The 16,925-nt window shown below is 55.3% G+C and carries 15 protein-coding genes; 8 read left to right on the top strand and 7 right to left on the bottom strand.

All coding sequences use genetic code 11. From position 1 onward, the window contains the following. Window positions 1-24 precede the first annotated feature (24 nt). Window positions 25-1,182, top strand: coding sequence for an RsmB/NOP family class I SAM-dependent RNA methyltransferase (locus tag ACXADZ_RS08825; protein WP_475195164.1), 1,158 nt, complete (start codon window positions 25-27; stop codon window positions 1,180-1,182). A gap of 110 nt (window positions 1,183-1,292) precedes the next feature. Beyond that, complete coding sequence (locus ACXADZ_RS08820) at window positions 1,293-3,584, top strand: ATP-binding protein (RefSeq protein ID WP_475195160.1); 2,292 nt, start codon at window positions 1,293-1,295, stop codon at window positions 3,582-3,584. Here the strand turns inward: ACXADZ_RS08820 and ACXADZ_RS08815 are convergent, their stop codons facing one another. Beyond that, window positions 3,585-4,178: a gamma-glutamyl kinase gene (locus ACXADZ_RS08815; protein WP_475195156.1), complete on the bottom strand. Its 594-nt coding sequence runs from the start codon at window positions 4,176-4,178 to the stop codon at window positions 3,585-3,587. A gap of 192 nt (window positions 4,179-4,370) precedes the next feature. Between ACXADZ_RS08815 and recA the strand changes: the two genes are divergently transcribed. The 4 genes from recA (at window position 4,371) to ACXADZ_RS08795 (ending at window position 9,546) form a co-directional block, all read left to right on the top strand. Next, window positions 4,371-5,438 carry a recombinase RecA gene (gene recA / locus ACXADZ_RS08810; RefSeq protein WP_171183159.1) on the top strand — a complete coding sequence of 356 codons (1,068 nt, stop codon included), beginning with the start codon at window positions 4,371-4,373 and terminating at the stop codon, window positions 5,436-5,438. Window positions 5,439-5,615: 177 nt separating this feature from the next. After that, entirely contained in the window at window positions 5,616-8,288 is a 2,673-nt protein-coding gene (alaS, locus tag ACXADZ_RS08805) for an alanine--tRNA ligase (RefSeq protein WP_475195151.1), read from the top strand. 1 nt (window position 8,289) lies between these two features. After that, window positions 8,290-8,577 (top strand): DUF1330 domain-containing protein, encoded by a 288-nt coding sequence (locus ACXADZ_RS08800; RefSeq protein ID WP_171089965.1) that lies wholly within the window; start codon window positions 8,290-8,292, stop codon window positions 8,575-8,577. A 354-nt stretch (window positions 8,578-8,931) separates the two neighbouring features. After that, window positions 8,932-9,546 (top strand): transglutaminase-like cysteine peptidase, encoded by a 615-nt coding sequence (locus ACXADZ_RS08795; RefSeq protein ID WP_475195149.1) that lies wholly within the window; start codon window positions 8,932-8,934, stop codon window positions 9,544-9,546. A gap of 122 nt (window positions 9,547-9,668) precedes the next feature. Here the strand turns inward: ACXADZ_RS08795 and ACXADZ_RS08790 are convergent, their stop codons facing one another. The 6 genes from ACXADZ_RS08790 to ACXADZ_RS08765 form a co-directional block, all read right to left on the bottom strand. Further along, window positions 9,669-10,070 (bottom strand): hypothetical protein, encoded by a 402-nt coding sequence (locus ACXADZ_RS08790; protein ID WP_475195145.1) that lies wholly within the window; start codon window positions 10,068-10,070, stop codon window positions 9,669-9,671. Between the two features lie 465 nt (window positions 10,071-10,535). Next, window positions 10,536-12,353 (bottom strand): translational GTPase TypA, encoded by a 1,818-nt coding sequence (typA, locus tag ACXADZ_RS08785; protein WP_475195141.1) that lies wholly within the window; start codon window positions 12,351-12,353, stop codon window positions 10,536-10,538. A gap of 76 nt (window positions 12,354-12,429) precedes the next feature. Then, on the bottom strand, window positions 12,430-12,765 hold the full coding sequence (locus ACXADZ_RS08780; protein WP_171668210.1) for a DMT family transporter: 336 nt from the start codon (window positions 12,763-12,765) through the stop codon (window positions 12,430-12,432). A 362-nt stretch (window positions 12,766-13,127) separates the two neighbouring features. Further along, window positions 13,128-14,297, bottom strand: a complete 1,170-nt coding sequence (locus ACXADZ_RS08775) for an HD domain-containing protein (RefSeq protein WP_475195138.1) — start codon at window positions 14,295-14,297, stop codon at window positions 13,128-13,130. Further along, complete coding sequence (locus tag ACXADZ_RS08770; RefSeq protein WP_171089973.1) at window positions 14,294-14,539, bottom strand: hypothetical protein; 246 nt, start codon at window positions 14,537-14,539, stop codon at window positions 14,294-14,296. Before ACXADZ_RS08770 ends, ACXADZ_RS08775 begins: the two co-directional genes overlap by 4 nt. Beyond that, a complete protein-coding gene (locus ACXADZ_RS08765; RefSeq protein ID WP_170324952.1) occupies window positions 14,539-15,192 on the bottom strand; it encodes an alpha/beta hydrolase in 654 nt (217 codons plus the stop codon). The genes ACXADZ_RS08770 and ACXADZ_RS08765 overlap by 1 nt, the downstream gene beginning before the upstream one ends. 178 nt (window positions 15,193-15,370) lie before the next feature. On the opposite strand from ACXADZ_RS08765, the gene iscR reads away from it, so the two are divergent. Together iscR and ACXADZ_RS08755 are read left to right on the top strand one after the other, a co-directional pair. After that, window positions 15,371-15,829 carry a Fe-S cluster assembly transcriptional regulator IscR gene (gene iscR, locus ACXADZ_RS08760; protein WP_171089975.1) on the top strand — a complete coding sequence of 153 codons (459 nt, stop codon included), beginning with the start codon at window positions 15,371-15,373 and terminating at the stop codon, window positions 15,827-15,829. A gap of 51 nt (window positions 15,830-15,880) precedes the next feature. Continuing rightward, the gene (locus ACXADZ_RS08755; protein WP_475195131.1) at window positions 15,881-16,924 is read left to right on the top strand and encodes a cysteine desulfurase family protein; all 1,044 of its coding nucleotides are present in this window, start codon (window positions 15,881-15,883) and stop codon (window positions 16,922-16,924) included. Window position 16,925: the final 1 nt, after the last annotated feature.

Raw genomic sequence — 16,925 nt, 5'->3', positions numbered from 1 at the left:
CACCCACACCTTAGGGAGGTCGACATGACCCCGGCAGCTCGTGTTCAGGCCGCAATTGAAATCCTGGATGAGATATTGATCGGAGCGCCCGTTGAAAAGGCGTTGACCGGATGGGCGCGTCGCAGCCGCTTTGCAGGATCAAAAGATCGCGCAGCGGTGCGAGATCATGTGTTTGATGCATTACGCTGCCAGCGATCCTTTGCAGCGCTTGGCGGTGGCCACTCCGGGCGCGGTTTGATGATTGGCGCAACGCGGGCTCAGGGTGGGGACACAGCAGCCATATTCACAGGCGACAGACATGCGCCTGACCCCGTGCAGCCGTCAGAGACCGTACGGGCCTTTCGGTCAGACGCCGAACGACTTGATATTCCCGAATGGCTTTGGCCCCGGTTTTCGGCTTCGTTGGGATCTGAGACTCCGGCCGTGGCCGAAGCGCTGCAATTACGGGCTCCGGTGCATTTAAGGGTGAACTTGCTCAAGGCTGATGCAGCGTCTGCGATAGCCGCGCTGCAGGCCGATGGCGTTACAGCGCAGCCGCACGCGTTTTGCACGACAGCTTTGGAAGTGACCGAAGGCGCGCGCAAGATTGCGCAGGGCCGCGCCTATCAGGACGGGTTGGTCGAACTACAAGACGCTGCCAGTCAGGCGGTTGTTGCGGCGCTAGAGCTTCAGCCGGGCATGCGTGTCCTTGACTTCTGCGCAGGGGGCGGTGGCAAATCGCTGGCCTTGGCTGCGTTTAATGGTGTCCAAGTCTTTGCCCATGACGTGAATGCAGCCCGGATGCGGGATCTTCCTGCGCGCGCAAAACGCGCCGGGGCCCACGTGAAAATTCTGACGTCAAAGGAACTAGATGAACAAGAGCCCTTTGACATCGTACTTGCGGATGCTCCGTGTTCTGGTAGCGGGTCGTGGCGGCGCGCACCTGCGGGAAAATGGGCTTTGACCGAAGAGCGCTTGCAAGATCTCACGCAAATCCAATCCGGAATTTTGCAAAATACGACCGCTTTAGTTCGAAAGGGCGGTATTTTCGCTTATGCGACCTGCTCGGTTCTGGCTGACGAAAACGGCGCAATCGTTGATTCCTTTTTGGCGCGAAACCCGGAATGGGCCGAGACATTCCGCAAATCATGGCAAGTCGCACACGGGTCAGACGGGTTTTTCACGGCACACTTGACGAGATAAGGCTCGGACAAATAACAACCTAGGGTAGCTTTTAACCCGCTCATATTCGTTAAGCGGGCATTAACCATTTTGGATGTTACTTCCGACACCTTTTTGCGCTTGAGCCGTTTATGTCTGACACTGCATTTTCTGTACGCGACCTCTCTTTTACCCAACTGCCTTCAGCGACGCGCGTAGGATCGCTTCTGAGCTTGGCTCTTTTGATCGCCTTAGCGCCAATCACAGGTCTGTTGCCGCCGGAGTGGAGTTCTGGCCTTACAGTGGCCGGTGTTTCCCTTTTATTTGCGGTGCTTTGCGTCACGATAAAGGGGCGATTGGCCATCCGATCCGCACAGCGCAGTGCAGCCCTGATGAGGGCATTTGCGGAACTGGAGGTTGCCCCCTTTCTGGTGGCCGACAGGTTTGGCGATATTCTGGTCGCGAACATACACGCACAAAAACGGTTTGGGGCCGAAACTGGTAAGTCCCTGAGTTTATGCTTGCGATCGACCTTTTCGAACCCTCAGGCCGTTTTGCTTCGGTTGCAATCTCAGGCACAATCGCATGGCCGTGCCTATGATGAGTTTCCCAACAGCGCGAACATGTTATCCCTCACCGTGTCTCGGCTGGACACCGAGTTGTTTTGTTGGCGCTTTGAAGAGGGCGAGGGGGCAAACAGCCGTGACTTGGCCATCCCGGTTCTTTCCGTTGGGCATAAAGGCGAAATCCAGCATGCCAATTCCGCTGCCGAAAAGATGCTTGGTTCTGACGTGAAACGTGTTCAGGACGTCTTTCTTGACGGTGCACCGGTAATTGGGGCCACAAATTTGGTGAACGCCCGTGACGGTCTGGTCTCAGCCGCCGTCGCTAATTTGTCGACCACGGGGTCGAAGCATCATTTGGGCCTGATCCCTGTCGGCACGTCCACAACACAAGGTGCCGGTGCGTCTTTCGAGGATCTTCCGATTCCAATCTTGACCCTTTCGTCAGACGGCACAATCCTCGACACAAACAGGCTGGCGATAAAGTTGTTGGGGAAAGACAGCCTAAAGGGAACCTGTATAGATGACATCATGCGAGGGCTGCGGCTTCCACTTCGGGATTGGCTTGCAGGGGTCGCCTCGGAAGCGGATGTACCTAAGTCAGAGTTTCTGCAGCTTAGCCGGGACGACAAAGAAATTTTTGTTCAAGTCACATTGAGCAAAGTTGTCATCGACGGCAAGGTGGGTCTGATTGCAGTCCTGAACGACGCGACCGAGTTGAAAACGCTGGAGGCGCAATTTGTTCAGGGTCAGAAAATGCAAGCCGTGGGGCAATTGGCCGGAGGCGTCGCGCATGATTTCAACAATCTGCTAACAGCGATCTCCGGTCATTGCGATTTGTTGCTGTTGCGGCACGACCAGAACGATCCGGATTTTGGGGATCTTGTTCAGATTAACCAAAACGCCAACCGTGCCGCGGCCCTGGTCAGTCAGCTTCTGGCGTTCTCGCGAAAACAAACGCTCAGACCCGAAGTTTTGGATCTGCGCGACACGATTTCGGACCTTATTCACCTGCTCAACCGATTGGTGGGTGAAAAGGTGCAATTGACGCTCAGCCATGACCCGGTTCTCAAACCGGTGCGGGCCGACAAGCGCCAATTGGAACAGGTTCTGATGAACCTTGTCGTCAACGCCCGAGACGCCATGCCTGACGGCGGAGAGATTCGTATCGAAACCGAAGTTATGCGATTATCCCGACCGCTCAGCCGAGATCGGGCGACAGTTCAACCTGGCGAATACGTCACGGTCAAGGTGGTGGACAGCGGGACAGGTATTCCAGCCGACAAGCTGCAAAAAGTGTTTGAGCCGTTTTATACAACAAAACGAACAGGTGAGGGTACTGGACTTGGTCTTTCGACCGTCTATGGCATTGTGAAACAAACAGGCGGGTTCATCTTCGTCGACAGTGTTGTCGAGCGCGGTACGGAGTTCACGGTCATTCTGCCAGTGTGCGCGACTGATGAAAAAACCGAGATCACAACCCCGGCAAAACCTGACGCGCAAAGTGCACGGCAAGGCGAAGGGGTGGTGCTGCTGGTCGAAGACGAGGCACCGGTTCGCGCCTTTGCCACCCGCGCGCTGCGATTGAAGGGGTATACCGTTCTCGAAGCGGATTCGGCAGAAGAGGCGCTGAAACTTCTCGAAGACGCGTCATTGAACGTGGATGTCTTTGTGACGGATGTGGTTATGCCGGGAATGGACGGGCCTACCTGGGTCCGCAAAGCGCGGGAAACGCGCCCGGACGCGCGCGTTGTGTTTGTTTCAGGATATACTGAGGGCGCATTCGGCGAGTCCGGGCCGGGCATTTCAAACTCAACGTTCTTGCCCAAACCTTTCTCACTCAATCAGTTGACCGAGGCTGTTTTTCAGCAAATGAACTGATCAATGCGCCGCGTTATGAATGGCAAACTCCGCTGCATGTGAATTGCGGAATTGTCGTTCAGTACTCGGCGAAAGGCTTAGATCTCCTGCAGGTGACACGTTTTCGCGTGGCAAGACGATGTCCATGTTCAGCCGCGTTTGCAAAAAGTCCAAAATCCCAGTCTGGTTTTCATATTTGAAGACATGTGTCGCTCCACGCCCATTGCTTCGGGTGCGGAAAAACTGACTTTGGCTTCCAACATCGGCAAACTCAGGGCGTTGGTTTTGCATGTAGGCTTGCACAAAATTGTCAAAACTTATGTCGCGGGTGGAATGAGGGTGACCAATCAGGTCTTCGCGACTGCGAAACCGATACCAACTGCCCAGCCAGTCGATGGGTTCACGTACAACAGCCATGATTTCCATTTCCGTGTCGTACATTTTCAAAAACATGTTTTGGAAAAAACGGTCAAACCGGCGCACCGGCGCGTGTTTCAGTTCTGGTGGATGAGTGACCACAAGATCAGCTCGATCACGCAAGGCCATATGATAAGCCGTGCTTCCAGTCTTGGGAACGGCAAGAAAAGCCAGACGTTCTTCAAAGAAAACAAGCATGTACCGCGTTCCGCCTTGTCCTGATTGCTTGCACAGATTGTCGTAAACGACTCTTTAACACAATTGCAGAAGAGTGAGTTCTGTAAGTTTTAGTTGAAATGTTCTCTTTTTGGTCCCATAAGGAACAAGAGGCGAACAAAGCAGCGATTGCCGCCCGATCAAGGGTGTGACAAAAGGGAAGGCGACAGGACAATGGCGGATCTTCTGACAATGAGCGACAAGAAAAACGCAGACAAGCAAAAGGCGCTCGACAGCGCACTGGCCCAGATCGAACGGCAATTCGGTAAAGGCTCGATCATGAAGCTGGGCGAAGGTGCCACGCAGGATATCGAAGCAAGCTCAACCGGCTCGCTGGGTTTGGACATCGCGCTGGGAATCGGCGGCCTGCCGATGGGGCGGATTGTAGAAATCTACGGCCCGGAAAGTTCGGGTAAAACGACGCTGACACTGCATTGCATCGCAGAGCAGCAAAAACGTGGCGGTGTTTGCGCCTTTGTGGATGCGGAACACGCATTGGACCCGCAATATGCCCGCAAACTGGGTGTCGACCTTGATGAGCTACTGATTTCGCAGCCGGACACCGGTGAACAAGCTCTGGAAATCACCGATACGCTGGTGCGGTCGGGTGCGGTCAACATGGTCGTTGTCGACTCGGTGGCGGCGCTGACACCGAAATCCGAACTTGAAGGCGATATGGGCGACAGCAATGTTGGCGTTCAGGCTCGTCTGATGAGCCAGGCAATGCGGAAACTGACCGGTTCGATCAGCCGTTCGAATTGTATGGTGATCTTCATCAACCAGATTCGGATGAAAATCGGTGTGATGTTCGGCAGCCCGGAAACCACCACCGGTGGTAACGCGTTGAAGTTCTACAGCTCTGTGCGTCTGGACATCCGCCGCATCGGTGCGATCAAGGACCGGGACGAGGTTGTCGGCAACCAAACACGCGTCAAGGTCGTGAAGAACAAAGTTGCTCCTCCGTTCAAGCAGGTCGAATTCGACATCATGTACGGCGAAGGTATCTCGAAAATGGGTGAGCTACTGGATCTGGGTGTCAAAGCTGGCGTGGTCGAGAAATCGGGGTCTTGGTTCAGCTATGGCGACGAGCGGATCGGGCAGGGGCGTGAGAACGCCAAGCAATATTTGCGTGACAACAGCCGGATCGCCTTGGACATTGAAGACAAGATCCGCGCTGCACATGGGCTGGATTTCGATATGCCACCGGGTGCTGTCGAGGATGATGACATCCTCGAAGCGTGACCGTCGGTGATTGGAAAACCGGAAGTTCGGTTATTTCCAAACGAAAGTAGGTAAGAACGAAACAAGGCGGCCCATCGGGCCGCCTTGCTACATTCTGGCACACCTCTGCTGTGGACACTTTTCTGACAGAGGGATAAACCTGCGGGGACCAAGATTTATGTGCGCCGAGAGAGCCCTATGCCAACCCTGAACGACATCCGATCGACCTTTCTGAACTACTTTGAAAAACAGGGGCATGAGGTTGTGGCATCCAGCCCGCTGGTGCCGCGTAACGACCCAACGCTGATGTTCGTGAACTCGGGCATGGTCCAGTTCAAGAACCTGTTCACCGGTCTTGAAAACCGCGACTATACACGCGCCACGACGGCGCAGAAATGTGTACGGGCCGGTGGCAAACATAACGACCTCGACAATGTGGGCTATACCGCGCGTCACCATACGTTTTTCGAGATGTTGGGCAACTTTTCGTTCGGGGATTACTTCAAGCATGACGCGATCCCGTTCGCTTGGAACCTGATTACCAAGGAATTCGGCATCGACAAGAACCGCCTGCTGACCACGGTTTATCACACCGATGACGAGGCGTTTGAGATCTGGAAAAAGGTTGGCGTGCCTGAGGATCGCATCATCCGGATCGCGACCAATGATAATTTCTGGCAGATGGGCCCGACCGGTCCTTGCGGACCGTGCACCGAGATTTTCTATGACCATGGCGATCACATCTGGGGTGGTCCTCCGGGATCGGCCGAAGAAGACGGCGACCGTTTCATCGAAATCTGGAACGTCGTCTTTATGCAGAACGAGCAGTTCGAAGATGGCTCGATGGTCGAACTGGACATGCAGTCCATCGACACTGGTATGGGGCTGGAACGGATCGGCGCGTTGCTGCAGGGCAGCCATGACAACTATGACACTGACCTGTTCAAAACCCTGATCGAGGCGTCTGCCGATGCAACCGGCGTGGATCCCTATGGTGACCAGAATGTCCATCACCGCGTGATTGCTGACCACCTGCGTTCCACCTCGTTCCTGATTGCCGATGGGGTCATGCCCAGCAATGATGGGCGCGGTTATGTTCTGCGCCGGATCATGCGCCGCGCCATGCGCCATGCGCACCTGTTGGGGGCCAAGGATCCTGTCATGCATCGCCTCGTGCCGTCGTTGGTGCAGCTCATGGGAGGGCATTACTCGGAGTTGACCCAGGCCCAGCCCTTAATCGAAGAGACGCTGTTGCTTGAGGAAACCAAGTTCAAGCAAACACTGGATCGCGGTTTGAAGCTGTTGGATGACGAGGTTGCGGGACTTGCCGAAGGCGCGCCTTTGCCGGGGGCTGCGGCTTTCAAACTTTATGACACCTATGGTTTCCCATTGGACCTGACGCAGGATGCGCTGCGCGAGAAGGGTCGTGCCGTCGATACCGACGGGTTTGATTCTGCAATGGCCGAACAGAAAGCCAAGGCGCGGGCGGCCTGGGCCGGGTCCGGCGAAGCTGCGGACCAGGCCGTGTGGTTTGATGTCTTAGATACGGCAGGTGCGACGGATTTCTTGGGCTATGAGACCGAGAAGGCCGAAGCGCAAGTTGCCGCGCTGGTCGTAGATGGCGCTTTGGTCGATGCCATCGAAGCAGGGGGCAGCGGTTGGGTTGTCGTGAACCAGACTCCGTTTTATGGCGAGGCCGGTGGTCAGATTGGCGATACGGGTGAACTGCGCCGAGTCGAAGACCGCGATGACCTTAGCCGGGTGGAGGACACCCGGAAATTCGCCGACGGCAAAGTCTATGCACATAAGGTAACGGTCGAAAACGGCAAGCTGTCCAAAGGCGACGCGGTCGAGCTTGAGGTGGATCACGCCCGCCGTACTGCCATTCGTGCCAACCATTCGGCCACGCACCTGCTGCACGAAGCGCTTCGGGAAGCGTTGGGGGATCATGTGGCGCAGCGTGGCTCGCTGAATGCGGCGGATCGTCTGCGATTTGATTTCAGCCATTCCAAAGCGCTGAGCCTTGAGGAAATTCAAAAGGTCGAGCGCGAGGTGAACAGCTTCATTCGCCAGAACTCGACCGTTGAAACCCGGATCATGACGCCTGACGACGCGCGTGAGCTTGGAGCCCAAGCGTTGTTTGGCGAGAAATACGGCGACGAAGTGCGTGTTGTCTCGATGGGTAAGGCGCCAACTGGCAAGGGACAGGATGGTGAAACCTGGTCGATCGAACTGTGCGGCGGTACGCATGTGCGCCAGACAGGGGATATCGGCACGTTTGTGGTACTGGGCGACAGCGCCAGCAGCGCCGGTGTGCGCAGGATCGAAGCGCTGACCGGGGATGAGGCGAACCGTTACCTTTCGGCTCAGGATCACCGGCTTGCGCAGGTTGCACTGGAACTGAAAGCGCAACCGGACGACGTTGTCGCGCGGGTAAAGAGCCTGCTGGATGAACGCAAATCGTTGCAAAACGAAGTCGCTCAGCTGCGTCGCGATTTGGCAATGGCAGGTGGCGCCGGACAGGGTGGCGGAACCGAAGCGCGGGACGTCAACGGCGTCAAATTCCTGGCACAAGCCCTGAGCGGTGTGTCGGGTAAAGACCTTCCGGCGCTGATCGACGAACATAAAGCCCGTCTTGGAACCGGTGCCGTACTGCTTATCGCAGATACCGGTGGAAAGGCTGCGGTTGCAGCCGGTGTGACCGATGACCTGACCGGAACCGTTTCGGCGGTGGATCTGGTCAAGGCAGCGGTTATTGAGCTGGGTGGCAAGGGCGGAGGTGGTCGACCCGATATGGCCCAGGGCGGCGGCAAAGATGCTTCGAACGCAGATGCCGCGATCAAAGCCGCAGAGCAGGTATTGGGAGGATAAGATGGCTGCACTCTGGATTGCACATGTCACGGTCACGGATGCCGAGGCTTATGGGAAATACGCCGAGCTAGCCGGGCCAGCCATTGCCAAACATGGTGGTGAGTTTATCGCTCGGGCCGCGCGATACGTTCAGTTGGAAGGCAAAGAGCGTCCGCGCAATGTGGTTGCCCGGTTCCCATCGTTAGAATCAGCAGTCGAATGCTACAATTCCGATGAGTATCAGCAGGCGCTGAATCACGCCCGCAATGCCAGCGAAAGAGAGTTGGTTGTGGTCGAAATCACCGAATAGGTGTGTGCCCGCAGACCGTTTGGCTGATTTCAGCGATTTTCAGCTTACACATGACGCGCGTATCTGGAAAACAGCCCGTTTTTGCGGGCTGTTTTTATTTTGTTATGATTACAAATGCTTACGGACAACTCTTCACAATTTTCCGTTGATGGATCCGCAAGATTGTGGCGGTCCTTTGGCAATTCCTGCTCGAAATTGTCAAATTAAGGAACGAAATTTCGCCCTTTTTCATTTGCACGTTCTCAATGATTGCGACTGAGGATCGTTAAAGGATAGTTTCCAAAAGTGGAATATGGTCCTTGGGTATCGGCAGTCGTTGGAACGATACTGTCTCGGGGAATGGGCATGACATCAGTGATCAATTCGACCAACCACCGGTTTGCAAAGGCTTTGACCTCTGCTGTATGTGCTGTTGGTCTAAGCGCCATGTTCCTTGCAACGCCTTTTGGGACAACAGATGCCCAAGCATCTGAAGGTCGCTTTATTCCCGCTGTCGCTTCATCGCCGCCACCGAGCGGGGCGAGAAATCTTTGCAGCCAGTATCGGTGGGCGTGTTCTGCAAAACGATCTGCGGCACTTTCCGGTCAGTCGGAAATGCAGATCGTGAAGCAGGTGAACCGACGTGTGAACGCCTCGACCCGAGAGGTAACTGATCAGTCTCAGTACAAAACAAGAGAGTTGTGGGCATTGCCAACGACCAGAGGTGGCGATTGCGAAGACTTTGCACTGCTCAAGAAGCGGGATTTGATAAATGCGGGGGTGGATCCGAACAAATTGCTGATTGCCACCGTTCTGGATACACGCCGAACCCCTCATGCGGTCCTTATATACCGTTCAGCCAACGGTGATTTAGTTTTGGACAATTTGACCAATCGCATCAAGCCTTGGAAAGCAACGCGGTATCTCTTTCTCCGCATGCAGGATCCGAACCAACCCGGTCGTTGGGTAGGTATCTACGGGCGGAGCTAATTGGTTAGCTTACGAAAACATCTGTTTCACTCTGAATGTGTGGGCATTGATCGCCTCAGCGCCCACACGTCCGGTGCATTTGTTTTCGACCGCAGCACCCCCAAACATCAAGTGACAAGTCCCTAGCGTAGAACTTCAGGCTCTTCCTGTTCGGGTTCCTCCTGCTCGGGCTCTTCCTGTTCAGGCTCTTCCTGTTCAGGCTCTTCTTGTTCCGGTTCACCTTGTGGGTCGGGATCGTTTTGCGGACCGGGATCACTTTGTGGGCCTGGATCACCTTGTGGACCAGGATCACCCTGCGGACCGGGATCACCTTGTGGGCCATCACTGTCGGGTGTGTCACCAAATCCGCCAAAGCCGTCGGTGCCAGTACCTTCATTTGCCGGCCCATCGCCCGCGCGTGTGTCCGACGATCCAACTGATGCCGTTGGAAGGTCTGTCAGCAGATCCGCAAGCGGAGAGCATTCGGCGCCCAGACGGGCCACGATCTCATCAAAGTCTGCACGGCGCTGAATATACCGCAACATTCCAGTGGTCACAGCATCACATTCGCACAAGACTGACGGCGACCCCGCGGATTGACGGGCTGTTTTCACGGTACACGTTCCGCTTGCAAACGCATCGGTCACAGGCAAAACAAAAACTGCCGTTACGGCAAAAAAGACTGGTAACTTAAGGGAACGAAAAACCATCATTAACTCCTCGGAACTCGGCACCTTACACGTGCATCTCTATGCACCATTTAAACTTTTGTGTGAGTGAACGACGTCACACTTCGGGCATATTTGCACCTTTAGATCGACTTAATCGCAAGATGTGGTCAGGGCGAAAGGGTAAAAATTAATGCAACCTAAGGAAGAAAATTCTATCTTTTCAAGAAAAAGCCGGGCGTTATGCCCGGCCTTTCGAAAATCGTTTTTTGATCAAGTGGAAGCAAAAATGCCACAGTTATGCCATTGTTTCCCATTAAGCTGGTCACAAGTGCAGGTTGTTCAGGCCGATTTGGCCATCCGCTTGCGCTCATGTGGGTCCAGGTAACGCTTTCGCAGACGGATTGCGTTGGGTGTTACTTCGACAAGTTCGTCGTCGTCGATATAGGCAATGGCCTCTTCCAACGAGAACTGAACGTGGGGTGTAAGACGGACCGCATCGTCTGAACCACTTGCACGCACGTTGGTCAGTTTCTTGCCTTTCAGCGGATTGACCTCCAGATCGTTGTCGCGCGAATGCTCTCCGATCACCATGCCCTGATAGACATCGGTCTGCGGACCGACAAACATGCGGCCGCGCTCTTCCAGGTTCCACAGCGCATAAGCAACGGCTTGTCCGTTCTCCATCGAGATCAGTACGCCCGCGCGACGGCCGGGGATCTGGCCTTTGTGGGGCGCCCAGTCGTGGAACACGCGGTTCAGAACGCCAGTGCCGCGCGTATCGGTCAAGAACTCACCATGATAGCCGATCAGGCCGCGCGAAGGGACGTGGGCGATGATGCGGGTCTTGCCAGCGCCGGCCGGGCGCATCTCGACCAACTCGCCTTTACGAGCGCCGGTGATCTTCTCGATCACTGCGCCAGAATATTCGTCATCCACGTCGATGGTGACTTCTTCCACGGGCTCCAACCGTTGACCGTCTTCCTCGCGAAACAGAACCTGCGGTCGGGAGATGCTGAGTTCGAAGCCCTCGCGGCGCATGTTCTCGATCAGAACACCCATCTGCAATTCGCCACGGCCAGCGACTTCGAAGGCTTCGCCGCCAGGGGTGTCGGTGATGCGGATCGCAACGTTCGACTCGGCTTCTTTCATCAGGCGATCTCGGATGACGCGGGATTGAACCTTTTTGCCGTCGCGACCCGCCAGGGGAGAATCGTTGATGCCGAAAGTTACGGTGATGGTTGGCGGGTCGATGGGCTGCGCGGGCAAGGCCTCTTCAACCTGTGGGGAAACCAACGAATCCGCCACAGTGGCCTTGCTCATTCCAGCGATGGTCACAATGTCCCCGGCTTCGGCGACATCGATGGGCTGTTGGGCCAGGCCACGGAACGCCAGGATTTTCGAAGCGCGGAAGTTCTCGATCAGTGTGCCATCGCGGCTGAGCGCTTTCAGGCTATCGCCTGCTTTCAAAGTACCGCTTTCCACGCGACCCGTCAGAATGCGACCGATAAACGGATCGCTGCCAAGTGTTGTGGCCAACATGCGGAAGGGCTCTTCCTTGTGGTCGGTCTGCTTGGGGGCAGGGACGTGATCGACGATCAGGTCGAACAGGGCGCTTAGGTCCTTGCGAGGGCCGTCCAGTTCCATGTCCGCCCAACCAGAACGGCCTGAGGCGTACATAGCTGGGAAATCCAGTTGATCATCATCCGCCCCAAGGTTGGCGAATAGATCGAAACATTCGTCCAGCGCACGATCAGGTTCGGCATCGGGTTTGTCGACCTTGTTCAGAACCACAATTGGACGCAAGCCAAGTGCCAACGCTTTGGAGGTCACAAACTTGGTCTGCGGCATAGGACCTTCGGCAGCGTCGACCAGCAAGACAACGCCGTCAACCATGCTGAGAATCCGCTCAACCTCGCCACCGAAATCGGCGTGGCCGGGGGTGTCGACGATATTAATGCGGGTATCTTTCCATTCGACCGAGGTGGCTTTGGCCAGAATGGTAATGCCGCGTTCACGTTCCAGATCATTGCTGTCCATGGCACGTTCCGCCACAGCCTGGTTTTCCCGGAACGCACCGGATTGTTTGAGCAGCTCATCCACCAGAGTCGTTTTACCGTGGTCCACGTGAGCGATGATTGCGATATTGCGCAGGTCCATGAGAGGTCAGCCTTTGAACGGGAAGTTGCCGCGCGCATAACGCGGCGCGGCAAAATATACCAGCCCTAACCGTGGATCAGTGGCCTGCAGTCTTCGAAAACAGGTGAATGATCAGAATTCCAGCCAGAATCATGCTCAGCCCAAGCACCGCAGGCCAGTCCAGCTTTTGACCAAACACCAAGAACCCGATGATTGCGATCAGAAAGATTCCCAGCCCAGACCAAATTGCATAGACGATGCCTACAGGCATGGTTTTCAGGGTCAGCGCCAGAAGATAAAAGGCGACCCCGTACCCCAAAACAACAAGGACGGACGGCCAAAACCGGGTAAATTGCTGGCTGGCCTGCAATGCGGTTGTGCCGATGGTTTCCGCCATCACGGCGAGTAACAGAAACAGATAGGCTTGAGGCATTATGGTCTCTCGTAGAGCTATAGGGTTTGTGCGCCTTGAACACGGAACACGCGCGACAAGCAAGACAAGTCTCAAACTAAAATTTCCGTTAGGTCAGGTATACCTGACTATTCTCGGGTTAGAATTAGTGTAAGGGTTAGCTCATATTTTATGATTTGTTAAAGAGTATTGTTCGATGACGACATTCGCAAAGTCGGTCATTCTTGTTTCTGGTCTGATAGTGGCAGTTGGGTGGCTTGCCGACGGGGGGTCCGTCGAAAATGAGGCAGCCATTGTGGTTCAACAGTTCGATGGTAGTCGTGTGTTTTAAAGCCACTCGGAACTTGAAAGGGAAAAAGGAGCCTTTGGGCTCCTTTTTTCTGTTATGCGTCTAGTGGCGTCGTTTCGCTGCTGTCGAAAAATCCGATAAGCATGGGGTACAGCCATTTCCAAAGATCCGGTGCCCCATTTCTGATCGCCGGTCCCACACGTGCTTCGAGTTGGGCAAGAGTTACGTTGTATTCGATCCATGAACCGCCGCCGTTCTCCAGATTGGCAATCGGTGTCTGAAACCGGTCGACTGATTTTGCAAATCGAGCGTCTGCACTCTCGCAAGCTTCAAACTCCCGCCACAAGTCCGCGAAAAATACCTGCTGCGCATCTGGCAAAAGACCAAACAACCTTTGAGCTGCCGCTTGTTCCTTTGCCTCCTGCTCGGCGTGGTTGGCCTGACCGTGAATAGGGTGATCTCCGGCATCGATTTCGACGATATCGTGCAGAAGAAGCATCTGAAGCACCCGATCCACACGAATTTCGGAGTGCGCGTGTTCTGACAAAACCCAGGCGTAAAGCATGATATGCCAGGAATGCTCTGCCGAGTTCTCTAACCGATCCGAAGCCATTAGGCGCGAGGCGCGTATCACCGATTTCAACTGATCTGCTTCGGTCAGAAAGTCGAGCCGTCTTGTAAAGGCATTGTCCTGAGGCTCTGATCCGCTCAGAACGTCATTTGCGTGACGGTAGGCCAGTGGAAAGACATTTGAAAGATAGGCCGCGCGTCCACCGTCCAGATTGGCGCGGGCGATATCCACATGGTCTGGCCTGGGATCAGACGCGCACAGCACCTGAAACAGCGGCTGGCAGCGATCCAGAACTTTTGCAAACCGCGCATCTGGTGTCTGGTCTGCTTCGAACTCTTGCCACAAGGACAAAAAGAAATGCGCCTGATCTTCCGGTAGTAGACCAAACAGCTGTGACGCTGCATTTTGTTCTGCGTCCGCCAGCTCATCCCAGTCGGTTTCCAAATGGATTGGATGGTCGCCTACGACGATCTCAACCAAATCATGCAACAGCAACATTCGGATAACCCGATCAATCAACACATCTGGCCCGGCCAGAGGGGCCATCACCATGGCCCACAATGCCAGATGCCAGCTGTGTTCGGCAGAGTTTTCGGGTCGGGACTGGTCGAGCAGGACGTTTGCACGCTCGACCGTTTTCAGCATGTCGGCCCGTTTCAGAAACGCAATCTGGGCCGACAAACGTTCACTCATTGTTTTTCTATCGCTTTTTGTTTGGAGCGGTGGGCAGCCAAGCGTCTGATGACAAACTGTCTGGCCTTACGCTCGGCCAGGCGCACGCGGATTTCAGTTAGAAATGCCTCTTCCAAAGACTGCGACGCCGCCCCCAGCACTTCGCCGACTTCGACAAAGAAACGGTCTTCCCCGGTTTCGTCCATAACCTTCATCGTATCTTCGGCCAGTTTAGCCGCAAGAGTTGTGATGGTGTCGGACATCAGCGGGTGTTCTCGGTCAGGCGGCGCTTCACATAATCGCTGACATCGGTAATCAACGTGTCCATGTGACGATCCTGGAAGAAGTGATCTGCGCCTTCAACCTCGTTATGAGTGATCGTGATGCCCTTTTGCTCATGCAGCTTATTCACCAGTGACGTGGTGTCTGCCGGAGGGGCCACGCGGTCGGCGGATCCGTTGATGATCAGACCGGATGAGGGGCAGGGCGCCAGGAACGAAAAGTCGTACATATTGGCCGGTGGCGACACGCTGATGAACCCGGTGATTTCAGGCCGGCGCATCAGCAACTGCATTCCGATCCATGCCCCAAATGAAAACCCCGCGACCCAGCAGTGTTTCGAGTTGTTGTTCATCGATTGCAGATAATCCAGTGCCGATGCCGCATCGCTCAGCTCACCTACGCCCTGATCATACTCGCCCTGACTGCGGCCAACGCCGCGGAAGTTAAAGCGCAACACGGTAAAGCCCATGTTATAGAAGGCATAGTGCAGGTTATAGACCACCTTGTTGTTCATGGTCCCGCCAAATTGAGGATGCGGGTGAAGCACGATTGCGATCGGTGCGTCTTTTTCCTTTTGCGGGTGGTAGCGGCCTTCCAGGCGGCCTTCGGGTCCGGGAAAAATCACCTCGGGCATGTGTGCTTTGGTCCTGTCTTTTTCGTACGGGCGTCCGGATATACTTGACGATAATCGTCGGACACCTTAGAACGGTTCTAATTACATTTCACTGCGCGTCAGCGCTGTCAGTCGGAGATACGCACTGGCAGCGTCGGCGTCAATGATTTCGCGCAATTCCTGCAAAGAGGGGCTAAAAATGAAGCTGTCGACCAAAGGGCGATATGCGATGGTTGCCTTGGCGGATATTGCGCTGCAACCAAGCGACCGACTTGTGACCCTTGGAGAAATCTCAGAACGCCAAGATGTGTCCCTGCCGTATCTGGAGCAGCTTTTTGTAAAGCTGCGCCGAGCCGAGCTGGTTTCGTCGGTACGCGGACCGGGTGGCGGATATCGCCTTGCGCGCCCTGCGTCTGAAATTCGCGTGGTCGAAATTCTGGCCGCCGTGGATGAGACAGTTGATGCCCTTCAAAAAGGGGCCGGAGCTTCGGGTGCGTCTTCCGGCAGCCGCGCGCAATCGCTGACCAACCGCCTTTGGGAAAGTCTAAGTGCGCATGTCTATGTGTTTTTGCATCAGACGCGCCTGTCTGACGTGATCAAGAACGACCTGGCCCCATGCCCCGCAGTGCCGAGCTTGTTCTCGGTGGTGGACGAGTAATCCAAAGAAGCGACACAGGCATATGAATTTTGTTGGCAAAAAGATGCATCCATGAATTGTGTTTATCTGGATCATAACGCAACGACACCTCTGCGCCCTGAGGCACGAGAGGCGATGATTGCCGCGATGGAAGTCTGCGGAAATCCGTCTTCTGTTCATGCCGAGGGCCGTGCCGCAAAGGCACTTGTCGAACGGGCACGGGCACAGGTTGCAGCCGCTTTCGGCGCTGATGGTGCGGATATCGTTTTCACCTCTGGCTCCACCGAGGGCGCATCTCTTACTTTGGCTGGGCGTCACTTGCATGGTGCCGCAGTCGAACATGATGCCGTAAGGGCTTGGATCAAAGAAGACCTCTCCGTTTCTGAAGCTGGCGAAGTATTGGTAACAGAACCCGAAGCCTCGACCCTTCAACTGGCAAATTCCGAGACCGGAATCGTTCAGTCCTTGCCGCCCGGATTGGCCGTGACAGATGCCACGCAGGCCTTTGGAAAGCTTCCGATTGCGTTCAACTGGATGTATGCCCAGATGGCCCTGGTGTCGGCGCATAAACTGGGCGGCCCCAAGGGTGTTGGCGCGGTTGTTATGAAGCGCGGAACTGATCTGCCAGCTCAGATCAAGGGCGGTGGTCAGGAAATGGGTCGTCGGTCTGGAACGGAAAATGTCATTGGAATCGCGGGCTTCGGTGCCGCTGCTGAAGCGGCAGCACGGGACCTGGCCAGTGGTGTTTGGGAGCAGGTTGAAGAATTTAGAGATATTCTAGAAAACGCTCTTGAGGCTGCTGTAAAATCACCTATTTTTGTCGGGAAAGGGCGGCAACGCCTGCCCAACACGCTGTGTTTTGCCGCCCCCGGCTGGAAAGGTGAGACCCAGGTCATGCAGATGGATCTGTCGGGTTTTGCGGTCAGTGCGGGCTCTGCCTGTTCAAGCGGCAAGGTTCGCGCCAGCGCGGTGCTCACCGCAATGGGATACGACGAGGTGACAGCCAGCAGCGCAATCCGCGTTTCGCTGGGCCCTCGGACAACGAAAGAAGATGTGCTGCGTTTCGCCGAAACGTGGCTTGAGAAAGAGAAAAAGCATCGCGCGCGGGCCGCGTGAT

The sequence above is a fragment of the Ruegeria sp. ABM4_193 genome, assembly GCF_056158705.1.
The sequence above is the reverse complement of the archived record's forward strand: the minus strand, read 5'-3'. Positions and strand labels throughout refer to the sequence as shown.

Coding starts and splice junctions, on each gene's coding strand:
- alaS (WP_475195151.1), top strand. CDS start 5,616: ATGCCAACCCTGAACGACATCCGATCGACCTTTCTGAACTACTTTGAA.
- ACXADZ_RS08815 (WP_475195156.1), bottom strand. CDS start 4,178: ATGCTTGTTTTCTTTGAAGAACGTCTGGCTTTTCTTGCCGTTCCCAAG.
- recA (WP_171183159.1), top strand. CDS start 4,371: ATGGCGGATCTTCTGACAATGAGCGACAAGAAAAACGCAGACAAGCAA.
- iscR (WP_171089975.1), top strand. CDS start 15,371: ATGAAGCTGTCGACCAAAGGGCGATATGCGATGGTTGCCTTGGCGGAT.
- ACXADZ_RS08755 (WP_475195131.1), top strand. CDS start 15,881: ATGAATTGTGTTTATCTGGATCATAACGCAACGACACCTCTGCGCCCT.
- ACXADZ_RS08800 (WP_171089965.1), top strand. CDS start 8,290: ATGGCTGCACTCTGGATTGCACATGTCACGGTCACGGATGCCGAGGCT.
- typA (WP_475195141.1), bottom strand. CDS start 12,353: ATGGACCTGCGCAATATCGCAATCATCGCTCACGTGGACCACGGTAAA.
- ACXADZ_RS08775 (WP_475195138.1), bottom strand. CDS start 14,297: ATGAGTGAACGTTTGTCGGCCCAGATTGCGTTTCTGAAACGGGCCGAC.
- ACXADZ_RS08790 (WP_475195145.1), bottom strand. CDS start 10,070: ATGTTGCGGTATATTCAGCGCCGTGCAGACTTTGATGAGATCGTGGCC.
- ACXADZ_RS08825 (WP_475195164.1), top strand. CDS start 25: ATGACCCCGGCAGCTCGTGTTCAGGCCGCAATTGAAATCCTGGATGAG.
- ACXADZ_RS08820 (WP_475195160.1), top strand. CDS start 1,293: ATGTCTGACACTGCATTTTCTGTACGCGACCTCTCTTTTACCCAACTG.
- ACXADZ_RS08765 (WP_170324952.1), bottom strand. CDS start 15,192: ATGCCCGAGGTGATTTTTCCCGGACCCGAAGGCCGCCTGGAAGGCCGC.
- ACXADZ_RS08770 (WP_171089973.1), bottom strand. CDS start 14,539: ATGTCCGACACCATCACAACTCTTGCGGCTAAACTGGCCGAAGATACG.
- ACXADZ_RS08780 (WP_171668210.1), bottom strand. CDS start 12,765: ATGCCTCAAGCCTATCTGTTTCTGTTACTCGCCGTGATGGCGGAAACC.